22 protein-coding genes are annotated in these 20367 nt (G+C 71.0%); 14 read left to right on the top strand and 8 right to left on the bottom strand.

Annotated features, from left to right (window positions below):
- Nucleotides 1–4 precede the first annotated feature (4 nt).
- From nadC to AB0G63_RS06530, 7 genes are all read left to right on the top strand, one after another.
- Nucleotides 5–991, top strand: a complete 987-nt coding sequence (gene nadC / locus AB0G63_RS06560) for a carboxylating nicotinate-nucleotide diphosphorylase (RefSeq protein ID WP_360745248.1) — start codon at nucleotides 5–7, stop codon at nucleotides 989–991.
- Between the two features lie 5 nt (nucleotides 992–996).
- Nucleotides 997–1794 (top strand): type III pantothenate kinase, encoded by a 798-nt coding sequence (locus tag AB0G63_RS06555; RefSeq protein ID WP_360745246.1) that lies wholly within the window; start codon nucleotides 997–999, stop codon nucleotides 1792–1794.
- Nucleotides 1795–1959: 165 nt separating this feature from the next.
- Nucleotides 1960–2622: a hypothetical protein gene (locus AB0G63_RS06550; protein ID WP_360745731.1), complete on the top strand. Its 663-nt coding sequence runs from the start codon at nucleotides 1960–1962 to the stop codon at nucleotides 2620–2622.
- A 46-nt stretch (nucleotides 2623–2668) separates the two neighbouring features.
- On the top strand, nucleotides 2669–2848 hold the full coding sequence (locus AB0G63_RS06545) for a hypothetical protein (protein ID WP_360745243.1): 180 nt from the start codon (nucleotides 2669–2671) through the stop codon (nucleotides 2846–2848).
- A 164-nt stretch (nucleotides 2849–3012) separates the two neighbouring features.
- Nucleotides 3013–3417 carry a BlaI/MecI/CopY family transcriptional regulator gene (locus tag AB0G63_RS06540; protein ID WP_351895597.1) on the top strand — a complete coding sequence of 135 codons (405 nt, stop codon included), beginning with the start codon at nucleotides 3013–3015 and terminating at the stop codon, nucleotides 3415–3417.
- 9 nt (nucleotides 3418–3426) lie between these two features.
- Nucleotides 3427–3975 carry an amino-acid N-acetyltransferase gene (locus AB0G63_RS06535; RefSeq protein ID WP_360745240.1) on the top strand — a complete coding sequence of 183 codons (549 nt, stop codon included), beginning with the start codon at nucleotides 3427–3429 and terminating at the stop codon, nucleotides 3973–3975.
- Between the two features lie 231 nt (nucleotides 3976–4206).
- A complete protein-coding gene (locus AB0G63_RS06530) occupies nucleotides 4207–4542 on the top strand; it encodes an Lsr2 family protein (RefSeq protein WP_360745728.1) in 336 nt (111 codons plus the stop codon).
- Here the strand turns inward: AB0G63_RS06530 and AB0G63_RS06525 are convergent.
- The gene (locus AB0G63_RS06525) at nucleotides 4521–5195 is read right to left on the bottom strand and encodes an SCO3374 family protein (protein ID WP_360745238.1); all 675 of its coding nucleotides are present in this window, start codon (nucleotides 5193–5195) and stop codon (nucleotides 4521–4523) included. The two genes, AB0G63_RS06530 and AB0G63_RS06525, sit on opposite strands and share 22 nt — an antisense overlap.
- Before the next feature lie 441 nt (nucleotides 5196–5636).
- Here AB0G63_RS06525 and AB0G63_RS06520 point away from each other — a divergent pair, with 441 nt between their 5' ends.
- Nucleotides 5637–8162, top strand: coding sequence for an ATP-dependent Clp protease ATP-binding subunit (locus tag AB0G63_RS06520; RefSeq protein WP_360745235.1), 2526 nt, complete (start codon nucleotides 5637–5639; stop codon nucleotides 8160–8162).
- A 66-nt stretch (nucleotides 8163–8228) separates the two neighbouring features.
- On the opposite strand, the gene AB0G63_RS06515 is transcribed toward AB0G63_RS06520, so the two are convergent.
- The gene (locus tag AB0G63_RS06515) at nucleotides 8229–8846 is read right to left on the bottom strand and encodes an HAD family acid phosphatase (protein WP_360745232.1); all 618 of its coding nucleotides are present in this window, start codon (nucleotides 8844–8846) and stop codon (nucleotides 8229–8231) included.
- Between the two features lie 507 nt (nucleotides 8847–9353).
- On the opposite strand from AB0G63_RS06515, the gene AB0G63_RS06510 reads away from it, so the two are divergent.
- Entirely contained in the window at nucleotides 9354–9956 is a 603-nt protein-coding gene (locus tag AB0G63_RS06510; protein WP_360745229.1) for a M23 family metallopeptidase, read from the top strand.
- Between the two features lie 97 nt (nucleotides 9957–10053).
- Here the strand turns inward: AB0G63_RS06510 and AB0G63_RS06505 are convergent, their stop codons facing one another.
- Nucleotides 10054–10650: a helix-turn-helix domain-containing protein gene (locus tag AB0G63_RS06505; protein WP_360745226.1), complete on the bottom strand. Its 597-nt coding sequence runs from the start codon at nucleotides 10648–10650 to the stop codon at nucleotides 10054–10056.
- A 117-nt stretch (nucleotides 10651–10767) separates the two neighbouring features.
- Here AB0G63_RS06505 and AB0G63_RS06500 point away from each other — a divergent pair, with 117 nt between their 5' ends.
- From AB0G63_RS06500 to AB0G63_RS06485, 4 genes are all read left to right on the top strand, one after another.
- On the top strand, nucleotides 10768–12357 hold the full coding sequence (locus tag AB0G63_RS06500; RefSeq protein WP_360745224.1) for an MDR family MFS transporter: 1590 nt from the start codon (nucleotides 10768–10770) through the stop codon (nucleotides 12355–12357).
- A gap of 253 nt (nucleotides 12358–12610) precedes the next feature.
- Nucleotides 12611–13033: a helix-turn-helix transcriptional regulator gene (locus AB0G63_RS06495; protein WP_360745725.1), complete on the top strand. Its 423-nt coding sequence runs from the start codon at nucleotides 12611–12613 to the stop codon at nucleotides 13031–13033.
- A gap of 55 nt (nucleotides 13034–13088) precedes the next feature.
- Nucleotides 13089–13325, top strand: a complete 237-nt coding sequence (locus AB0G63_RS06490; protein WP_360745221.1) for a VOC family protein — start codon at nucleotides 13089–13091, stop codon at nucleotides 13323–13325.
- On the top strand, nucleotides 13322–14185 hold the full coding sequence (locus tag AB0G63_RS06485; protein WP_360745218.1) for a class I SAM-dependent methyltransferase: 864 nt from the start codon (nucleotides 13322–13324) through the stop codon (nucleotides 14183–14185). The genes AB0G63_RS06490 and AB0G63_RS06485 overlap by 4 nt, the downstream gene beginning before the upstream one ends.
- A 19-nt stretch (nucleotides 14186–14204) precedes the next feature.
- Here the strand turns inward: AB0G63_RS06485 and cseC are convergent, their stop codons facing one another.
- The 5 genes from cseC to AB0G63_RS06460 all read right to left on the bottom strand — a co-directional run bounded on the left by cseC (nucleotide 14205) and on the right by AB0G63_RS06460 (nucleotide 18652).
- Nucleotides 14205–15536: a two-component system sensor histidine kinase CseC gene (cseC, locus tag AB0G63_RS06480; RefSeq protein WP_360745722.1), complete on the bottom strand. Its 1332-nt coding sequence runs from the start codon at nucleotides 15534–15536 to the stop codon at nucleotides 14205–14207.
- A gap of 17 nt (nucleotides 15537–15553) precedes the next feature.
- Nucleotides 15554–16249 (bottom strand): two-component system response regulator CseB, encoded by a 696-nt coding sequence (gene cseB / locus AB0G63_RS06475; protein ID WP_360745215.1) that lies wholly within the window; start codon nucleotides 16247–16249, stop codon nucleotides 15554–15556.
- Nucleotides 16250–16346: 97 nt separating this feature from the next.
- Entirely contained in the window at nucleotides 16347–16991 is a 645-nt protein-coding gene (locus tag AB0G63_RS06470; RefSeq protein WP_360745213.1) for a hypothetical protein, read from the bottom strand.
- The gene (locus tag AB0G63_RS06465; RefSeq protein WP_360745210.1) at nucleotides 16979–17518 is read right to left on the bottom strand and encodes a SigE family RNA polymerase sigma factor; all 540 of its coding nucleotides are present in this window, start codon (nucleotides 17516–17518) and stop codon (nucleotides 16979–16981) included. Before AB0G63_RS06465 ends, AB0G63_RS06470 begins: the two co-directional genes overlap by 13 nt.
- A 222-nt stretch (nucleotides 17519–17740) precedes the next feature.
- The gene (locus AB0G63_RS06460) at nucleotides 17741–18652 is read right to left on the bottom strand and encodes an A/G-specific adenine glycosylase (protein WP_360745207.1); all 912 of its coding nucleotides are present in this window, start codon (nucleotides 18650–18652) and stop codon (nucleotides 17741–17743) included.
- A 151-nt stretch (nucleotides 18653–18803) separates the two neighbouring features.
- On the opposite strand from AB0G63_RS06460, the gene AB0G63_RS06455 reads away from it, so the two are divergent.
- Entirely contained in the window at nucleotides 18804–19670 is an 867-nt protein-coding gene (locus AB0G63_RS06455) for a hypothetical protein (RefSeq protein WP_360745204.1), read from the top strand.
- Nucleotides 19671–20367: the final 697 nt, after the last annotated feature.

The following is a 20367-nucleotide window of genomic DNA, read 5'->3' as shown; positions in this document are numbered from 1 at the left end:
ACAAGTGAGCACCCCCGACCTCCCCCTCGCGTCCACCGGCGGCTGCGGCGACGGCTGTGCCTGCGGCGCGGAAGCCGACGCGGAAGCCGCGGAATACCTCGAGTGCGGGCTCGACCCCGCGCTCGCCCAGCTCCTGGCGGACGCCGGACTCGACCCCGTGGAGGTCGAGGACATCGCCAACGTCGCCATCCAGGAGGACCTCGCCCACGGCGTGGACGTGACCACGGTCGCGACGATCCCCGAGGACGCCGTCGCCACCGGCGACTTCACCGCGCGCGAGGCGGGCGTCGTCGCAGGGCTCAGGGTCGCCGAGGCGGTGCTCTCGGTGGTCTGCACGGACGAGTTCGAGGTCGAGCGGCACGTCGAGGACGGCGACCGCGTGGCGGCGGGACAGAAGCTGCTCTCGGTCACCACGCGCACGCGTGACCTGCTCACCGCCGAACGCAGCGCCCTCAACCTGCTGTGCCGCCTGTCGGGCATCGCCACCGCCACGCGCGCGTGGGCCGACACCCTCCAGGGCACCGGTGCGCGGGTGCGCGACACCCGCAAGACCACGCCCGGCCTGCGCTCCCTGGAGAAGTACGCCGTCCGCTGCGGCGGGGGCGTCAACCACCGCATGTCGCTGTCGGACGCGGCGCTGGTCAAGGACAACCACGTGGTCGCCGCCGGCGGTGTCGCCCAGGCGTTCAAGGCCGTGCGCGAGGCCTTCCCCGAGGTGCCGATCGAGGTCGAGGTCGACACGCTGCACCAGCTGCGGGAGGTCGTCGACGCGGGCGCCGACCTGATCCTGCTGGACAACTTCACCCCCGGCGAGTGCGAGGAGGCCGTGGCCCTCGTCCACGGCCGCGCGGCCCTGGAGGCGTCGGGCCGCCTGACCCTCGACAACGCGCGCGCGTACGCCGAGACGGGCGTGGACTACCTGGCCGTGGGCGCCCTCACCCACTCCTCGCCGATCCTGGACATCGGCCTCGACCTGCGCGCGGCGGAGTAACGGCCATGCTCCTCACCATCGACGTGGGAAACACGCACACGGTCCTCGGCCTGTTCGACGGTGAGGACATCGTCGAGCACTGGCGCATCTCGACGGACGCGCGCCGCACGGCGGACGAGCTGGCGGTGCTGCTGCAGGGCCTGATGGGCATGCACCCGCTGCTCGGGGACGACCTCGGCGACGGCATCGACGGCATCGCCATCTGCGCGACCGTCCCGTCGGTGCTGCACGAGCTGCGCGAGGTCACGCGGCGCTACTACGGCGACGTGCCCGCGGTGCTCGTCGAGCCCGGCGTGAAGACGGGGGTGCCCATCCTCACCGACAACCCCAAGGAGGTCGGCGCCGACCGCATCATCAACGCGGTCGCGGCGGTCGAACTCTACGGCGGCCCCGCGATCGTCGTGGACTTCGGTACGGCGACGACGTTCGACGCGGTCTCCGCGCGCGGGGAGTACGTCGGCGGTGTCATCGCGCCCGGCATCGAGATCTCGGTCGAGGCGCTCGGCGTCAAGGGCGCCCAGCTGCGCAAGATCGAGGTCGCCCGGCCGCGGCACGTGATCGGCAAGAACACGGTGGAGGCGATGCAGGCCGGCATCGTCTACGGGTTCGCCGGCCAGGTGGACGGCGTGGTGAGCCGGATGGCGCGCGAGCTGGCGGACGACCCGGACGACGTGACGGTGATCGCGACCGGCGGTCTGGCGCCCATGGTGCTGGGCGAGTCCTCGGTGATCGACGAGCACGAGCCGTGGCTGACCCTGATCGGACTGCGGCTGGTGTACGAGCGGAACGCGTCGCGCCTGTAGCCGGCCGCGGGGGCGCAGAGGCGCGGAGGCGCAGGGGAGCGAGCAGCGCGGAGGCGCAGGGGCGCGGTGCGGCGCCCACGCCCGACACGGCCTGTTTTATGTCGGTTTTGTCTGATTAGCGCGTATCGTCGGCACATGCCCACGCCATACGGATCCCGCGGCGGCATGGCGTTCGGCGCGGAGGAGCTGCGTGTGCTCCGCCGCGCTCTCGCCCTCGCCCTCCGCCCCGAAACCGCCTCGGCCGAGGAAGTCCAGGACTGCCTCCGCCTCGCCGAGTCCCTCGACGAGGCGATGCGCGAGGGCGCCCGGCTGCGCGCCTTCCTGGTGGCCGATCTCGCCCGCTACCGCGCCGCGCTGCCCGGGACCGCCACCGGCTATCTCGCGCTGCTGGAGGAGGTGCTGGGTTCCGGCTACCGTCCGCACCCCGACGACCTCGCCGCCCTGCGGGCCCTGCGCGGCAGTCCGGTGGCCGCCGCCCTGCTGGACCGCTGCCAGGTCCTCGCGGAACAGGACGTACGCGCCCGCCTCGCACGCCGGGCGGCGCCCCCGGCCGTCCCGGTGGTCCCCGCCTCCCGCGTCCGCCTCACGGCCCTTCCGGGCGGCCTCTCGGCCGACGGCGCCGACGGTACCGACGACATCGCCAGTGCCGCGCACCAGGATCCCGCCGAGCGGCCGGAGAAGCCCGCGGAGAAGCCGCCCGCCCCCGAGCCGGCCCCGGCCGCCCCGAAGCCGCCGCGCCCCATCCCCACCCCCGGCGAGGTCTTCCCGCGCCGCAAACCGAGCCCCGCGCCGCCGCCGAACCGCCCCCGCCAGCTCACCGCGGTCTGAAAGACCCCGCCCCGCCCGTCCGCCGCCCCGTGGTTAACCTGGGTGCATGGACTACGTCTCCGCGCTCCTGCCCCCGGTCGTCATGGCCGTGTTCTTCATCGGCGTGATCAGGGTGATCGTGAAGACCCAGGGCGGGGCCAACAAGGCCAAGGAGGACGCGGCCGTCGACGCCGCCATCGCGCAGGCGGAGGCGGCCCGCCAGGCCCCCGCGCGGACCGACGGCTGACGCCCGGCCGACGGCACCCCCACCGGCGTACGACTGCCGCGTCCGCGACTGCACGCGTCCGCGAGCGGTCGTACGCCCTTTTTGTCGCGTTTGCTGATATAAGTGCCGGTTCGGCACGCGAATGGCGGGATCTCCCACTAGGGTGCTGAGGTGTGCCCCGCCCATTGGGAGAACTCGAAGACGCGGTCATGACACGGGTGTGGAAGTGGAACCGCCCGGTGACCGTTCGAGAAGTCCTGGAAGACCTTCAGCGGGAGCGGACCATCGCCTACACCACGGTGATGACCGTTTTGGACAATCTCCATCAGAAGGGCTGGGTGCGCCGCGAGGCGGAAGGCCGGGCCTATCGATATGAGGCCGTCTCCACCCGGGCCGCCTACGCCGCCGCCCTCATGAACGACGCCTGGTCCCAGAGCGACAACCCCGCGGCCGCTCTCGTCGCCTTCTTCGGCATGATGAGCGACGAACAGCGGCAGGCCCTGTGGGACGCCGTCCGCATCGTCCAGGGACCGGAAACACCCGAAGCGGAGGAGAACCCCGGCTCCGCGCCGCAGGGGGGCGGGCGATAGCGTCCGGTCATGTCCCGAGAGAGCCCCTCGTCCGCGAGTCCCGAAGTCGGCGCTAAAGCCATCACCGTGCGGCGGGCCCGCACCAGCGATGTTCCGGCCGTGCGCCGTCTCCTTGACGCCTACGTCCGCGACCGCATCCTGCTCGACAAAGCGACGGTGACGCTTTACGAGGACATCCAGGAGTTCTGGGTGGCGGAACGGGACGACAACGCCGAGGTGGTCGGCTGCGGTGCGCTGCACGTGATGTGGGAAGACCTCGCGGAAGTGCGCACTCTCGCGGTCAAGCCCGGTCTGAAGGGTGCCGGCGTCGGCCATCAGTTGCTGGAGAAGTTGCTGCAGACCGCGCGCTGGCTCGGCGTTCGCCGCGTTTTCTGCCTGACCTTCGAAGTCGACTTCTTCGGCAAGCACGGCTTCGTCGAGATCGGCGAGACGCCCGTCGACACCGACGTCTACGCGGAGCTGATGCGTTCCTATGACGAGGGCGTCGCCGAGTTCCTCGGCCTGGAGCGAGTGAAACCGAACACCTTGGGCAACAGCCGGATGCTTCTGCATCTGTGATCGCCGATCACCGCGGAGTATTCCGTCCGGAGCTCTGCCCAGGTTCCCTATGTCCGAAACGCGCATGTTTCCGGTCCGGGTCGGGTCTGCCGGTCTCTCCCGGGGGTTTGTGTTTTTCCGGCAAAAGCGGTTTGCTTTCCGACGTACTGCAGTACTGCATATAACAGGGGACGGCGAAACGGCGGACGCCGCAGACCCCCGGCCCACAAGTCATGAATGAAAGGAAATCCGGTGGCACAGAAGGTTCAGGTCCTTCTTGTCGACGACCTCGACGGCGGCGAGGCGGACGAGACTGTCACGTTCGCGTTGGACGGCAAGACGTACGAGATCGATCTCACGACCGCCAATGCGGACAAGCTTCGCGGCCTTCTCGAGCCTTACGTGAAGGGCGGTCGTCGTACCGGAGGCCGTTCTTCGGGCGGGCGCGGAAAGGCCCGCGCCGCTTCCGGCGGCAGCCAGGACACCGCGCAGATCCGCGCCTGGGCGAAGGAGAACGGCTACGAGGTCAACGACCGCGGCCGCGTCCCCGCGTCCATCCGCGAGGCCTACGAGAAGGCCAACGCCTGAGCACGGGCGCGACGCAGGCGGATCCGGTGGCACTGCGTCGCCACCGTGTTCACGAGTCGTACGAGATCGGGGGCGCCCTCCCGGCCCCCCATGGCCGACAGCGTCGGCAGCGAGGCCTCGACCTCGCATCCCGGCCCGGGGGGCCGCAGCCACACGGCGGCCCCCTGCACGGTGCCGGGGGCGCCCGGCGACGGCGGCCGCGCTCCGGCCCGCTCCGGCCCGGGGGGCGGCGGAGCGTCCATCGCGTCGCCCTCGCCGAGCGCCGTCAGGTCGAGCGCCAGCGCTCCCCACTCCAGCCAGTCCAGCAGCCCGGACAGCTCCTCCGCGCTGCCCGCGGCCACCAGCAGCCGCATCCTTCCGCCCTGCACGGCCACCGGTGACCGCGGCGCGAGATGCCTGAGGCCCGCGCGGCCCGCCTCGGCCGGGACGTCCAGGACGTCGAAACGTACGCCCACCGCGAGCCGCACAGCGGATCCGGGGTTCCCGGGTTCCCCGCGCACCGCGGGCACCGTGGGCCACCCCAGTTCGTTCTCGTACCAGTCGCGGACACCGGCGCCCGGGCCGAGCGGGCGGCGGGGGAGCGGGACCGTGACCTTCGTCCCGTTTGTGGCGTTCGCGACATCCGTGGTGACCGGAGGGAGGCTGCCGACCATGCCAGGTGCAACCGCCGAGGGGGCCCCGAAGTCACGCTGTGGCTTCCCCTGGTTGCGCAGAGTGCCGGACGGGGGGCGCGCGGGGGGTGCGGGGAGGCGCAAGGTTGTTCGCCCATAGCGGAGGGAACCGGTGCGCGCGGCATGGACTGTCCGCCCCTGCGGGTAAGACATCCCTAGTGGGAGGGGGCGACACGCAGGACGAGGCGTCTCACGTTCGCCATCGGCGTACTGATGGTGGGGGTAAGTGCCTGGCCTGCGGGAACATCGTCTCGCACCATCGGGTTGGAAGAGATGTCGGCGTTCGGGGTCAGGAGGCAGTGTTGGTTCTCGGGCCGGTGTCGGCAGTTGGAATGAGCGGTCCCCGCTTGCGGGACTAAGCTGCGGAAGGACAGGGAGGGGAAGTTCCCCCCACTGCCTGACCGCTCTGAGGAGCGATTAACGATGTTCGAGAGGTTCACCGACCGCGCGCGGCGGGTTGTCGTCCTGGCTCAGGAAGAAGCCCGGATGCTCAACCACAACTACATCGGCACCGAGCACATCCTCCTGGGCCTGATCCACGAGGGTGAGGGTGTCGCCGCCAAGGCCCTTGAGAGCCTCGGGATTTCGCTCGAGGCGGTCCGCCAGCAGGTGGAGGAGATCATCGGCCAGGGCCAGCAGGCCCCGTCCGGGCACATCCCCTTCACCCCCCGTGCCAAGAAGGTCCTGGAGCTGTCGCTCCGCGAGGCCCTTCAGCTGGGCCACAACTACATCGGCACGGAGCACATCCTGCTCGGCCTGATCCGCGAGGGCGAGGGCGTCGCCGCCCAGGTCCTGGTCAAGCTGGGCGCAGACCTCAACCGCGTGCGGCAGCAGGTGATCCAGCTGCTGTCCGGTTACCAGGGCAAGGAGACGGCCACCGCCGGCGGTCCTGCCGAGGGCACCCCCTCGACGTCCCTGGTCCTCGACCAGTTCGGCCGGAACCTCACCCAGGCCGCTCGTGAGTCCAAGCTCGACCCGGTCATCGGGCGCGAGAAGGAGATCGAGCGGGTCATGCAGGTGCTGTCCCGCCGTACCAAGAACAACCCGGTGCTGATCGGTGAGCCCGGCGTCGGCAAGACCGCCGTCGTCGAGGGCCTCGCCCAGGCCATCGTCAAGGGCGAGGTGCCCGAGACCCTCAAGGACAAGCACCTCTACACCCTGGACCTCGGCGCGCTGGTCGCCGGCTCCCGCTACCGCGGTGACTTCGAGGAGCGCCTGAAGAAGGTGCTCAAGGAGATCCGCACCCGCGGCGACATCATCCTGTTCATCGACGAGCTGCACACGCTCGTCGGCGCGGGTGCCGCCGAGGGCGCCATCGACGCGGCTTCGATCCTGAAGCCGATGCTGGCCCGCGGTGAGCTGCAGACCATCGGCGCGACCACCCTGGACGAGTACCGCAAGCACCTGGAGAAGGACGCGGCCCTCGAGCGCCGCTTCCAGCCCATCCAGGTCGCCGAGCCGTCCCTGCCGCACACGATCGAGATCCTCAAGGGTCTGCGTGACCGGTACGAGGCCCACCACCGGGTCTCCATCACGGACGAGGCGCTGGTGCAGGCCGCCACCCTGGCCGACCGGTACATCTCGGACCGCTTCCTGCCGGACAAGGCGATCGACCTGATCGACGAGGCCGGCTCGCGGATGCGCATCCGCCGGATGACCGCGCCGCCGGACCTGCGCGAGTTCGACGAGAAGATCGCCGGTGTCCGCCGCGACAAGGAGTCCGCGATCGACTCGCAGGACTTCGAGAAGGCCGCTTCGCTCCGCGACAAGGAGAAGCAGCTGCTGGCCGCCAAGGCCAAGCGGGAGAAGGAGTGGAAGGCCGGCGACATGGACGTCGTCGCCGAGGTCGACGGCGAGCTGATCGCCGAGGTCCTCGCCACGGCCACCGGCATCCCGGTCTTCAAGCTGACCGAGGAGGAGTCCAGCCGCCTGCTCCGCATGGAGGACGAGCTCCACAAGCGGGTCATCGGCCAGGACGACGCCGTCAAGGCGCTGTCGAAGGCGATCCGCCGTACCCGCGCCGGTCTGAAGGACCCGAAGCGTCCGGGTGGTTCGTTCATCTTCGCCGGCCCGTCCGGTGTCGGTAAGACCGAGCTGTCCAAGGCGCTCGCGGAGTTCCTCTTCGGTGACGAGGACGCGCTGATCTCCCTCGACATGTCGGAGTTCAGCGAGAAGCACACGGTGTCGCGGCTGTTCGGTTCGCCCCCCGGCTACGTGGGCTACGAAGAGGGCGGCCAGCTGACCGAGAAGGTCCGCCGCAAGCCGTTCTCCGTCGTCCTCTTCGACGAGGTCGAGAAGGCCCACCCGGACATCTTCAACTCGCTGCTGCAGATCCTGGAGGACGGTCGCCTGACCGACTCCCAGGGCCGGGTCGTGGACTTCAAGAACACGGTCATCATCATGACGACCAACCTCGGCACCCGGGACATCTCCAAGGGCTTCAACCTGGGCTTCGCCGCCTCGGGCGACACGAAGACCAACTACGAGCGCATGAAGAACAAGGTGTCGGACGAGCTCAAGCAGCACTTCCGCCCCGAGTTCCTCAACCGTGTCGACGACGTGGTCGTCTTCCCGCAGCTGACCCAGGCCGACATCCTGCGGATCGTCGACCTGATGATCGGCAAGGTGGACGAGCGCCTGCGGGACCGGGACATGGGCATCGAGCTCTCCCAGTCCGCCAAGGAACTGCTGTCCAAGAAGGGCTACGACCCCGTGCTGGGCGCCCGGCCGCTGCGCCGGACCATCCAGCGCGAGATCGAGGACTCGCTGTCGGAGAAGATCCTCTTCGGCGAGCTGCGTCCCGGTCACATCGTGGTCGTGGACACCGAGGGCGAGGGCGACGCCAAGACCTTCACCTTCCGGGGTGAGGAGAAGTCGGCGCTGCCGGACGTCCCGCCGATCGAGCAGGCGGCCGGCGGTGCCGGGCCGAACCTGAGCAAGGAGGCGTAAGCCTCACGGCACGTGAGAGGGGCCGGTGCCTTCGGGCACCGGCCCCTCGCGCATGCCGCCGTACGGCTACGACAGCTGCCCGTCGTAGTCCGGCAGCTTGTACGTCTTCTCGGCATGGCCGCCCGACAGGTCGGTGGCGCTGTTGCCGATGTTCGCGATGATCGTGTAGCCCTTGTTCTCGATGGCGACGCGCTGGGCGGTCTTGTAGGCGGCGACGTCCTTGAAGAGGTCGAGCAGGCCGCGGACGTAGAGGCCGGAGACGTCGTAGCCGTCGTACTCGAGGTTGTACTCGGTGGGCAGGTAGATGATGCCGGGGCGGGCCGTCACGAAGAACAGGGAGACGCCGTGCTCCTGGGCGTACTTCGCGACGTTCAGGACCGGCTTGTTGGCCGGCTGCGGGTAGCTGAAGCCGAAGTCGGTCTCCAGGGTCGTGTTGTCGACGTCGAACACGATCGCCTGCTTCTCGCCCGGCTTCGCGGCGGCGATGCGCGCCTTCAGGTACGGCAGGGCCTGGTCCATCACCGCCTGGCAGTCCTGCTGCCAGGTCGCGTGGTCGACGTCCCCGGCGGCGGTCGCGGTGCTCGTGGCCGTCGTGGCGTCGGCGGGGGCGGCCAGTGCCACCAGGGCGGCCGCGGCGACCGCGGTGACGGTGGTGCGGCGGGCCAGGGGGCGTCGTCCTGTCATGGGTGGGGGTTCCTCTCAGGTCCGTGACGCTGCTGTTGTCGGGTGCATGCTCGTCGGCGCGGATGGCGCGAGGGGAACCGTAAGGTTACTGGGCGGTAAGTGGGAAGAGGTGTGCGCCGGATGAAGCGCCGAGCACGCCCCGGCGCGGCTCGGCGCGGCTCACCGGGGCGGGTGGCGCCGGTCACGTCGCGGGGGCGCCGGGGGGCGTGCGCCGGTGATATGCCGCACAGGCGATTTGTCCGTTACTAGGGCGGTTAGTGGGTCCGGCGCAATGAACAAAAGGGATATTTCCCTCAAGGGGTGGGTGTGGGTTGTGGCTTTATGGGGCGATTCATGCGCCATGGGTGTTCTGTCAAGAAGGAAAAACATTTGAGGTGAAGTACTAGCGATCGTCGTAGATCGCGTTTTTTGGGCTTCGCGGATCCGGGGGTTACCAATGAATCGCCCATCCGGCGGCCGCTCGTGCGCCGGGTGGCCTTTTTCTGCCGCCGTCCCCCGAGGGGTCCCATGTCCACGTCTGTCTCGTCCCGTTCCGCCCGTACGTCCCTGCTGCGCACCCGCGCGGCCGTCCTGGCCGCCGGCCTCGGGGCGTCGGTCGTGCTGGGGGCCGGGGTCGCGGTCGCCGCCGACACCGGCTCCGCCCCCGGCGCGGCGAGCGCCGTCGCCGCCCAGGCCGCCGCCAAGAAGGCCGCCTCCTGGGTCCACCCGGTGAAGAACTACAAGCTGTCCGCGAGCTTCAACCAGGCCGGCAGCATGTGGCAGTCCACCCACAGCGGGCAGGACTTCGCCGTGCCCAGCGGCACGGACGTCGTCGCCGCGCACGGCGGCACCGTGGTGAAGGCCGGCGGGAACGGCGCCGGCGACGGGCCCGCGTACGGCAACGCCATCGTCATCCGGCACGGCAACGGCACGTACTCGCAGTACGCGCACCTGTCCCGGATAGACGTACGGGTCGGCCAGGTCGTCGCCACCGGCCAGCACATCGCGCGCTCCGGCAACACCGGCAACTCCAGCGGCCCGCACCTGCACTTCGAGATCCGTACGACCCCGGACTACGGGTCGGCCGTCGACCCGGTCGCGTTCCTGCGCGCCAAGGGCGTGACCGTCTAGGGCCGGTCAGAGCCGGTCAGAGCCGGTCAGGGCCGGTCAGAGCCGGTCAGGGCCGTCAGGACCGCGTTCGGGGGCGGTCCGGGGCCGCGGGGCGGGCCTACGACGGGTGCGTCCCCTCGTGGGCCCGCGTGACCAGGTCCGTGGCGACCTCGAGGACGGCCCTGCGCTTCTCCTCGGGGTCGGCCTCGATGTCGTTGAGGACGAACATCCCGGCGTGCAGCGTGAACATCGCGCTGACGCAGCGCACCTGGTCGATCAGTTCGGCGTCGGGGTCCATCAGGATGTCGCGCATGCCGAGCATGCGGTGGCGGAACATCTCGCCGATGCGCAGTTCCTTCACCGTCGCCTGGTTCTCCTGCATGAAGCGGAAGAGCGGGGACGCCTCGGCCAGCGCTTCGCTGTAACGGCGGATGAGCTCCTGCTTGACGGCCAGCGACCGGGGCTGCTGCCGGCCCCACTCGATCAGGTCCTCGATCGGCTGGGAGAGGTCCTCGAAGATGCTGACGAGGATCTCTTCCTTCGTCTTGAAGTGGTAGTACAGCGCCGCCTTGGTGACGTCCAGGTGCTCGGCGATCTCGCGCAGCGAGGTCTTCTCGTAGCCCTGCTCGGCGAAGAGTTCGAGCGCCACGTCCTGGATGCGCTGGCGGGTGTTGCCGCGGCGCTGCCGCTTGGTGCCGTCCATCGTGCCGCCCATCCTCGTCCCCCGATGAATACTTACTTGACGCCCGGCTAGTTGCGGGTCTACCTTCACTATTCTAGTCAACTTGCCGGGCGGCAAGTAAGTAGCTGTTGTTCTGGGGGAGTGGAAAAGATGGCGGACACACGGCAGGCCGACACGGCCGGCCCGGAGGCTGGGAAGAAACCCAGGAGCGTTCGGGTCGTCCTCTTCGCGCTGATGATCACGATGATGCTCGCGATGCTCGACAACATGATCGTGGGCACCGCGATGCCGACGATCGTGGGCGAGCTCGGCGGACTGCAGCACCTGTCGTGGGTGGTGACGGCCTACACCCTCGCGACCGCGGCGGCCACCCCGGTCTGGGGCAAGCTCGGTGACATGTACGGCCGCAAGGCCACCTTCATGACCTCGATCGTGATCTTCCTGATCGGGTCCGCGCTCAGCGGCATGGCCCAGAACATGGGCGAGCTGATCGGCTTCCGGGCGGTCCAGGGCCTGGGCGCCGGCGGTCTGATGGTCGGCGTCATGGCGATCATCGGCGACCTGATCCCGCCGCGGGAGCGCGGCAAGTACCAGGGCATGATGGCCGGCATCATGGCGATCGCGATGATCGCCGGACCGCTGGTCGGCGGCACCATCACCGACAACTGGGGCTGGCGCTGGGCGTTCTACATCAACCTGCCGCTCGGCGTGGTGGCCCTCGGCCTGATCAGCGCCGTGCTGCACCTGCCCAGGAAGCGGTCGAAGGCGGGCATCGACTATCTCGGCGTCGTCCTGCTGACCGTCGGCATCACCTCCATCGTCCTCGTCACCACCTGGGGCGGCACGGAGTACGCCTGGAGCTCGGCGCGGATCATGGAGCTGATCGGGATCGGCGTCGCCGCGCTCGTCGGGTTCGTGTTCTGGCAGACCAAGGCCGCGGAGCCGGTCGTGCCGCTGCACATCTTCCGCAGCCGCAACTTCACGCTGATGTCCGTCATCGGCTTCATCACCGGCTTCGTGATGTTCGGTGCGACCCTCTTCCTGCCGCTGTACCAGCAGTCGGTGCAGGGCGCGTCCGCGACCAACTCCGGGCTGCTGCTCCTGCCGATGCTCGGCGCGATGCTGGTGACGTCGATGGTCGCCGGGCGGGTCACCACCAGCAGCGGCCGCTACAAGGTCTTCCCGATCGCCGGCGGCGTGCTGATGATCACCGGGCTGTACCTGCTGTCGCTGATGGACACCGGGACCTCGCGCCTCACCTCCGGCGTGTACATGGCCGTACTGGGCCTGGGCATGGGCTGCCTGATGCAGATCACCATGCTGGTCGCGCAGAACAGCGTGCAGATGAGGGACATGGGCGTCGCGTCCTCCTCGACCACCCTGTTCCGCACGCTCGGTTCCTCCTTCGGCGTCGCCATCATGGGCGCCCTGTTCAACAACCGGGTCCAGGACGTCATGTCGGAGCGGGCCGGGGCGCTGGGATCGAAGATCACCGAGCAGTCCGCGCAGCTCGACGCGGCGAGCCTGGCCAAGCTGCCGGCCGCGGCCCGCGAGGCGTACCAGCACGCGGTGTCCGCCGGTACGCACTCGGCGTTCCTGCTGGGCTCCGTGATCGCCGTGCTGGTGCTGGTGGCCGCCCTGTTCGTGAAGGAGGTCCCGCTGAAGGGAGCAGGACCGAAGACGGGCGAGAGCCCGGCCGACGCCACGGAGGCGGCCGCCCCGCTGGCCGAGGCCGTGTGAGCCCGCACCGAACCGGACCGACTGATCCAGTCCCACTGATCCAGGCCCACTGAATCAGGCCCACTGAAGCCCATTGGTCCAGACCTGAAGACCCCCGGCGCGTGTCCGCCCCGGGGGTCTTCGGCCGTCCTCGCCCTGCCCGGGAAGGCATGCCGGGCCCGGTGCCGGGGCCGGTGTCAGACCCGGTGTCAGACCAGACCCGGTGCCGGGCCCGGTGTCAGACCCGCGTGCCACCATCGGCCCCATGGACAAGATGCGGCAGTTGCGGCTGGCGAAGGACGCCATGGAGCGTGACTGGTCCGACTCCGCACCGGACCTGGACGCGGTCGCCGCGCACGCCGGATATCCGCGCTACCACTTCGTACGGGCCTTCAAGGAGGCGTACGGCCAGACGCCCGGCCGGTACCTGACGCACCGCCCCATGGAGTGCGCCGAGGACCTGCTGCGCACGGCCGGCCTGTCGGTGACCGAGATCTGCCACCTGGTCGGCTTCGGCAGCGTGGGCACGTTCTCCACCCTGTTCAAGGCGTGGACCGGGCTGACCCCCAGCGAGTACCGGACGAGACACGGGGGACGCGGCGCCGCCCTAATACCGGGGTGCTACGCCATGCCCTGGGCGGGCGGCTTCCGCCGCGGACCCGGCACCGCGCACCACAATTCCGGAGAGGCGACCTGACGGCACTGCTGCCTACGGTGGCCGTGCAGGCACGACCGCCGACAGGAGCGACGCGATGATCAAGGGGCTCACCAAGCTGCTCGCCGAAGGCGTCCTCAGCGGGGGCGTCCTGACCACGGACGACGTCCACGGCGACTACAAGAAGCTCAAGGACCGGGGCGTGGAGTTCCTGCACGAGCCGCAGGAGCGCCCGTACGGCGCGGAGGCGGTGCTCCGCGACGACTCCGGCGACTGGTTCTCCCTCAGCCAGCCCCGCGAGGGCGACCTCGACCTCTCCAAGGACTGGGCGTGACAGGCGGGACCGGCGGGCCGGAGACCGCGGCGCCCGACCACACGGCCGTGCGGGTCGCCCTCTGGCGGGCCCTGCACGTCCGCGCCGACCCGCCGCCGCACGTGCTGCGGGACGAACTCGGCCTGCGTCTCGCGGACGTCGGCGACGACTGGCGGGACCGGCCCGACATGGACGAACGGGCCACGCGCCGGGTCCGGGCGTCCATCGTGGCGCGGGCCCGCTTCGCGGAGGACCTGGTCGAGGAACGGGCCGGGCAGGGCGTGGACCAGTACGTCGTCCTCGGCGCCGGTCTGGACACCTTCGCCCAGCGGCGGCCGGACCTCGCCGCCCGGCTGCGGGTCTTCGAGGTCGATCGGCCCGGCCCGCAGGCCTGGAAACGGCGCCGCCTCGCGGAACTCGGCCTCGGCGTCCCCGAGGGGCTGCGGTTCGTGCCGGTCGACTTCGAGGGCGACTGGTGGGGGCGGCTGCTCGCGGCCGGACTCGACCCGGGCCGCCCCGCCGTGGTGGCCTCCACGGGCGTCACCATGTACCTCACCCGGGACGCGGTCGCGGACACCTTCCGGCGCGTGGCCACGCTCGCCGCGGGCTCGACGCTCGTCACGACCTTCCTGCGGCCGCCGGACGACGTCGAGCCGGAGGAACGGGCGCAGTTGCGGGCCGCGATGAAGGGCGCCCGTGCCTCCGGCACGCCCTTCCTCAGCTTCTTCGGGCCGCCGGAGATCCGGGCGCTCGCCGCGGAGGCCGGTTTCCGCGACACCCGGCACGTGCCGGCGGAGGAACTCACGGAACGCTATTTCGCGGGCCGGACGGACGGCGTACGGCCGTCGAGAGGGGAGGAACTGCTGCTGGCGGAGGTGTGAGGGCTTCGCCCGGGGTGATCTACGGCAGCAGCGGGTGGCTGCCGGTGTCCGTCGGTGCGTGCTCCGGAAGCCACAGCACCGCCACCGCGCCCTCGGCCGGCACGTGGTCCGGCGCCCCGGCCGGCCGTACGTTGCGGAACGTCAGCCGGGCGCCCAGCACCCGCGCCTGCCCCGCCGCGATCGTCAGGCCCAGCCCGTGCCCCTGGCCGGACCGGTCCCGGCTGCCGGTGCGGAAACGGCTCGGGCCCTCGGCGAGCAGGTCGGCGGGGAAACCGGGCCCGTGGTCGCGCACCCGGATGACCCGGCCCTCGACGGTGACCTCGATGGGCGGCCTGCCGTGCCGGGCGGCGTTGGCGAGCAGGTTGAACAGCACGCGCTCCAGGCGCCGCGGGTCGGTCGTCACCTCCGACTCGTGCACCACCCGTACCTCGATGTCCGGGTCCTTGGCCGCCACCCGCCGGGCGACGAAGTCGCCCAGCATGATGTCCTGCAGCTCGGCCCGCTCGGAGGCGCCGTCGAGGCGGGCCACCTCCAGCACGTCCTCGACGAGGGTGCGCATGGCCTTCGCCCGGTCCAGGACCAGCTCGGTCGGCCGGCCGGGAGGCAGCAGCTCGGCCGCCGTCAGCAGCCCGGTGACCGGGGTGCGCAGCTCGTGCGCGATGTCGGCGGTGACCCGGCGTTCGGCCTCCAGCCGCTGCTGCAACGCGTCCGCCATGGCGTCCACCGCGCTCGCCAGATCGTCGGTCTCGTCGCGTACGACCCCGCCGATCGCGTCCCGCACCCGGACGTCCGGCTCACCCCTGGCGACCTCGTTCGCCGCGGCCGCCGCCTTGCGCAGCCGGCGCGAGAGCTGCCCCCCGATCAGCACGCCGAGCGCGCTGCCGCCCAGCACGACGGCGATGGAACCGATCACCAGAGCCTGGTCGAGGTCCTTCAGGATGTCGATGCTGCGGTCGGTGAACCCGGTGTGCAGCGACAGCACGTGCCCGTCCTTGACCGGCACGGCCGCCCAGATGTCCGGCACGCGCCTGGGCCGCTCGCTGACGTAGGTCGCCCGCCGGCCCTGCTCGACCCGCTCGCGCAGGGCCGGCGGCAGCTCCGGGTCGTCGATCTTGACGTTGGGGAAGTTGGGCCGGCTGGACAGCTCGTAGTTGCGCTGGGCGATCTGGACCCGCTCGTCGGCGAGGTCGCGCGCGTTGTCCAGCATCGACACCCGGGCCGCGTTGTGCACGACCAGGCTCAGCGCGATCGCCACCAGCGCGCCGACCAGGGCGATGGCCGCACTGAGCTTCCACCGCAGGCCGGTCCGGATGCCGGCGCCCGTACCCAGGCGCCGGAGGATGCCGCGCATGTCCCTGAAGTCCCCGTTCACGCCTTCAACTTGTAGCCGAAGCCGCGGACCGTCTCGATCCGGTCCTGGCCGATCTTCGTGCGCAGCCGCTGCACGTGCACGTCGACCACGCGCGTGTCCCCGCCCCAGCCGTAGTCCCACACCCGCTCCAGCAGTTTGTCGCGCGACAGGACCGTGCCCGGCGCGGAGGAGAACTCCAGCAGCAGCCGCATCTCGGTCGGCGTGAGCGCCACCGGCTGCCCGGCCCGGCGCACCTCCATCCCCTCGGTGTCGACCTCCAGGTCGCCGAAGGTCAGCACCCCGCCGGTCACCCCGTCGTCGGCCTTGTCGCCGCCGCCGGCGTGACCGAAGCGGCGCAGCACGGCCCGGATCCGCGCGACCAGCACGGCGCCGTCGAACGGCTTGGTCACGTAGTCGTCGGCACCCGCCTCCAGACCCAGCACGACGTCGATCGAGTCCGCCCGCGCCGACAGCATGATCACGGGGACCGTCGACTCGTCCCGGATCCGGCGGCACAGGCTCACCCCGTCGAGGCCGGGCACCATGACGTCGAGAAGCGCGATGTCGGGGCGGTCGGCGCGGAACGCCTCCAGCCCCGACAGTCCGTCGGGCATCGCGGTGACCGCGAAGCCGTCCCGCTCCAGGGCGAGCTGGGTGGCCTCGCGGATGACGTCGTCGTCCTCGACGAACAGGACGTGGGTCTGGTCTGCCATCCCGCTCTCAGTTCTCGGTGTCGTGGGTCTCTGTTGAGGAGACGCGGTGATTGTGCCGCGCGTTCACCGGCACATCGTCGCGGGGGGTCCGAGCGGTTCACGGCGTCGACGAGGGGTCGCCCCCGACGGCGCTGCTGTAGTCGTTGTGCGTGCGGTACCGCTCGGCGAAGCGGCCCGAGATCCATCGGTAGGTGATCACGTTCTCGCCGGACGGGCTCGACACCGGATCGCCCTTCTCATAGACCTGCTTGGTCACCACCAGGTCGCCGCGGTCGATCTCCGCGTAGACCGGGGGCTCCTCGGCCTTGAACACGTTCTCGTACCGCCCGTCTTCCTCGCGGTACACGTACGAGCCGACTCCGACCGCGTCGCCGCAGGTCAGCACGTTCACCACGACGTCCGCCGCGGAACCTCCGGTCAGGTCGCCGTACGACACGTCGACCGGGTACTCGTCGCCGACGCACGGCTTCAGCTCGCGCCTGACCTCCGCCGAGATCCGGGGGTCGTCCTTGACCAGCTCGACCCCGTCCACGCGCCCGGTGGCCCCGACGGTGCGGGGCGTGACCGACTTGGTGGCGGGCGCCACCGAGTCGGCGTGGGCCGGGCCCTCGTCCCGGGCGCCGGTGCCCCCGGTGGCGCAGCCGGAGGCGAAAAGCGCGAGGGCGGCGAACACGGCCACCGCCGTGAACGCCGCCTGCACGGCCCACCTGCCCGTGGGCCCCGCGCCGGTCAGACCGCGCAACGCTCCCGCTCCTCACGCTCCAGGGCCCGCGCGTCCAGCTCGCGCCTCTCCAGCTCCTCGCGGAGCCGGGCGAGCGCCCGGTGCAGCGTGCTCTTGACCGTTCCGGCCGACATGCCGAGGGCGGCGGCCGTCTCCTCCGTGGACATCTGCTCCCAGTGTCGCAGCACGACCACACTGCGCTGCTTGGGAGCGAGCACCTTCATGACGTCCATCAGCAGCGCCCGGTCCGCGTGCTGCTCGGTGGAGTCGTCGACGGAGGCGTCCGGCAGTTGCTCGGTCGGCACCTCCTCCAGCTTGCGCGCCCGCCACCACTCGGTCCGCGTGTTGATCATCACGCGGCGCAGGTAGGCGTCCGCGAGCCGCTTGTCCGCGATGCCCTCCCAGCGGCCGTAGGTGCGCACCAGCGCGGTCTGGAGGAGGTCCTGCGCGTCCACCGGGTCCGGGACCAGACGGCGGGCGCTGCGCAGCAGCGCGTCCTGCCGGGTGCGGACGTACTCCTCGAACTCGAGCACCTCGCCCTGCGCCATGATCAACCGCCTCCGATTCCCCGTTCCCGGCCCGCCCGCCGCCGGCTCCCCTGTGTGCACCGCTGTGCGCGGTACGCCGTTGAAACTACGGAGGCGTTGTCACGGCGCTGTCCGAGGCAGCGCGCGACTGTCAATCAGCTGTCCGTCGGTTGTGTAACGGAAGTAGGAAAGGGGTAAGCGGGAGCACCGAATTGCCCCGGTTCAGTGCGATGTGGTACTCGGTCAGGAGAGCGGCAGCCGGTACAGACCGCCGGGCAGCGGTTCCACGAGACCGTCCGCGACGAGCCCGTCCAGCGCCCGTGCGCGCTGCACCGGCTCGTGCCACACGCGGTCGAGCACCGTCTGCGGGACGGGCGCGTGCGCCTCGCGCAGCACGGCCAGCAGCTTGCCGCGGACCTGGCGGTCCGTACCCGCGTACGTCTGCCCGCGGCGCGGCGGGCCGTCGTGCTCGGGCTTGCCCGCCAGCCGCCAGGCGCACTGCGCGGCGATCGGGCAGCGGTGGCAGCTCTCGTTCCTGGCCGTGCAGATCAGCGCGCCCAGCTCCATGGAGGCGGCGGCCCAGCGGGCGGCGGTGCGCTCGTCCTCGGGCAACAGGGCGCGCGCGAGCCTGCGTTCGGCGGCGGTGGTGGCGTTCGGCGGGTACTGCACGCCGGTGACCGCGCGCGCGAAGACCCGGCGGACGTTGGTGTCGAGGACGGCGTGCCGCTGGCCGTAGGCGAAGGAGGCGACGGCCGCGGCCGTGTACTCGCCGATGCCGGGCAGCGCGAGCAGCTGGGCGTGGTCGGTCGGCACGTCGCCGCCGTGCCGTTCCGCTATGGCGACCGCGGCGCCGTGCAGGCGCAGGGCGCGGCGCGGGTAGCCGAGCCGGCCCCAGGCGCGGACGGCCTCGCCGGGGGCCTCCTTGGCGAGGTCGGCGGGGCGGGGCCAGCGGGCCAGCCACTGCTCGTAGACGGGCAGGACACGGCTCACCGGCGTCTGCTGCAGCATGAACTCGCTGACCATCACGCCCCAGGCGCCGGCCTCCGGGCGGCGCCACGGCAGGTCGCGGGCGTGCTCGTCGAACCAGGCGATGACGGGGGAGTGGAGCGTCGTGCCGGGGGCTTGGCTGGGGGGAGTGTTCGTGGGCGCAGTCATGGCGTTCCGATCCTGCCATGGCCCGCCGCGGTTCGGCCGTCGCCCGGTGCCCACGGGTGCGTCGTGGTGCCGGGATGATGATCTGGAAAAGTTGGGGCTCCAGCGGCGGGTGGGGCAAGCTAACGTGCCGATCTCTCGTACAGTTTGCGCCGTGGGATCTCTGCGCAATCCGATCGGGCCGCTTCCCTCCTCCATCTACTGGCGACGGAGGGCCGTACTGCTGTCCGTGATCGCCCTGTTGGCGCTGCTGATCACCTGGTTCGTCACATCGGACGACGGTGGCGGCAAGAAGAGCGACGACGGTGCGAACGGCAGGACTCCCGCGCCCACGATCTCCGCCGGGCCTTCGGGTTCGGGCCCCGCCATCAGCCAAGCGCCGGGCGGGCGCGACGAGTCCAGCGGCGGAGACTCCAACGGGTCCGGCTCCGGAGGGAGTTCGGACTCCGGGGGCGATTCCTCCGGGACCGGGAGCGGATCCGGATCGGATTCCGGTTCCGGGTCCGGTTCCGGCTCCGGGGGCGCCGACGGGTCCGGTGGCGGCACGGGCGGTGGCTCGGACGCGGCCCTGGGCACCGGCGTCGGTGCGGGCGACACGGTCCCGGCCGGCTCGACGCTGCCCGACTGCGGCGCGAGCGCGGTGAAGTTGAGCCTGCGCAGCCTGCACAACGCCTACGAGCCCGGTCAGACGCCCACCCTCCTGCTGACCGCGACGAACTCCTCCGGCAGCGACTGCAAGGTCGATCTCGGCCCCAGGACCGCGGTGTTGACGATCACCAAGGCGGGCGGCGACGACGACTACTGGTCCTCCGCAGACTGCCCCAAGGGCTCCGGCAGCCTGGTGTTCCGGGCGCCCGCCGGCAGCAGCATCACGTACACCGTGAAGTGGGACCGCAAGCCGAGCGCTCCGAAGTGCGCCACGCCTCCGGCCGGCTCGGCCGGGGCCGGGACGTACCTGGTGGAGGCGAAGGCACCGGGCTTCACGAAGGCACAGACGTCCTTCGTGCTACAGGACGCCTGAGTCGGCCGATCGCGGCGGTACGACCGAGGCAGCCGGCCGAGGCGGTACGACCGAGGCAGCCGGCCACTGACGGAGGACCGAGCCGGTCGATCGAGGCGGTGGACCGAGCCGGTCGGCCAGTGGCGGTCGGCCGAAGTGGTCGATCGAAGCGGTGGACCGAGCCGGTCGGCCGAAGCGGTCGATCGAAGCGGTCCATCGAGGCGGCGGATCGCGGCGGCGGACTGAAGCGGTCGATCGAGGTGGTCGGCCGATGCGGTCGATCGAGCCGGTCGGCCACTGGCGGTCAGCCGAGACGGCGGACCGAGGCGGTCGATCGAGGCAGTGGACCGAGGCGGTCGATCGAGGTGGTCGGCTGATGCGGTCGATCGAGCCGGTCGGCCACTGGCGTGGGCCGGGCCCTCGTCCCGGGCGCCGGTGTCCCCGGTGGCGCAGCCGGAGGCGAAGAGCTGGTGGACCGAGCCGGTCGGCCACTGGTGGTCGGCGGAGGCGATGGACTGAAGCGGTGGACTGCGGTGGTGGACCGATGTGGTCGGCCGAGGTGGTGGACCGAGCCGGTCGGCCACTGGTGGTCGGCGGAGGCGATGGACTGAAGCGGTGGATCGCGGTGGTGGACCGATGTGGTCGGCCGAGGTGGTGGACCGAGCCGGTCGGCCACTGGTGGTCGGCGGAGGCGATGGACTGAAGCGGTGGATCGCGG

The organism is Streptomyces sp. NPDC020996, from assembly GCF_040641355.1.
Classification (GTDB): Bacteria; Actinomycetota; Actinomycetes; order Streptomycetales; family Streptomycetaceae; genus Streptomyces.
This window is presented reverse-complemented; position numbering and strand designations above follow the sequence as displayed.

Bases quoted from the DNA above. Each gene is read 5' to 3' on its own strand.
- AB0G63_RS06555 (WP_360745246.1), top strand. From the start codon at position 997: ATGCTCCTCACCATCGACGTGGGAAACACGCACACGGTCCTCGGCCTG.
- AB0G63_RS06550 (WP_360745731.1), top strand. From the start codon at position 1,960: ATGGCGTTCGGCGCGGAGGAGCTGCGTGTGCTCCGCCGCGCTCTCGCC.
- AB0G63_RS06545 (WP_360745243.1), top strand. From the start codon at position 2,669: ATGGACTACGTCTCCGCGCTCCTGCCCCCGGTCGTCATGGCCGTGTTC.
- AB0G63_RS06535 (WP_360745240.1), top strand. From the start codon at position 3,427: ATGTCCCGAGAGAGCCCCTCGTCCGCGAGTCCCGAAGTCGGCGCTAAA.
- AB0G63_RS06525 (WP_360745238.1), bottom strand. From the start codon at position 5,195: ATGGTCGGCAGCCTCCCTCCGGTCACCACGGATGTCGCGAACGCCACA.
- AB0G63_RS06520 (WP_360745235.1), top strand. From the start codon at position 5,637: ATGTTCGAGAGGTTCACCGACCGCGCGCGGCGGGTTGTCGTCCTGGCT.
- AB0G63_RS06515 (WP_360745232.1), bottom strand. From the start codon at position 8,846: ATGACAGGACGACGCCCCCTGGCCCGCCGCACCACCGTCACCGCGGTC.
- AB0G63_RS06510 (WP_360745229.1), top strand. From the start codon at position 9,354: ATGTCCACGTCTGTCTCGTCCCGTTCCGCCCGTACGTCCCTGCTGCGC.
- AB0G63_RS06505 (WP_360745226.1), bottom strand. From the start codon at position 10,650: ATGGGCGGCACGATGGACGGCACCAAGCGGCAGCGCCGCGGCAACACC.
- AB0G63_RS06500 (WP_360745224.1), top strand. From the start codon at position 10,768: ATGGCGGACACACGGCAGGCCGACACGGCCGGCCCGGAGGCTGGGAAG.
- AB0G63_RS06495 (WP_360745725.1), top strand. From the start codon at position 12,611: ATGCGGCAGTTGCGGCTGGCGAAGGACGCCATGGAGCGTGACTGGTCC.
- AB0G63_RS06490 (WP_360745221.1), top strand. From the start codon at position 13,089: ATGATCAAGGGGCTCACCAAGCTGCTCGCCGAAGGCGTCCTCAGCGGG.
- cseC (WP_360745722.1), bottom strand. From the start codon at position 15,536: ATGCGCGGCATCCTCCGGCGCCTGGGTACGGGCGCCGGCATCCGGACC.
- cseB (WP_360745215.1), bottom strand. From the start codon at position 16,249: ATGGCAGACCAGACCCACGTCCTGTTCGTCGAGGACGACGACGTCATC.
- AB0G63_RS06465 (WP_360745210.1), bottom strand. From the start codon at position 17,518: ATGGCGCAGGGCGAGGTGCTCGAGTTCGAGGAGTACGTCCGCACCCGG.
- AB0G63_RS06460 (WP_360745207.1), bottom strand. From the start codon at position 18,652: ATGACTGCGCCCACGAACACTCCCCCCAGCCAAGCCCCCGGCACGACG.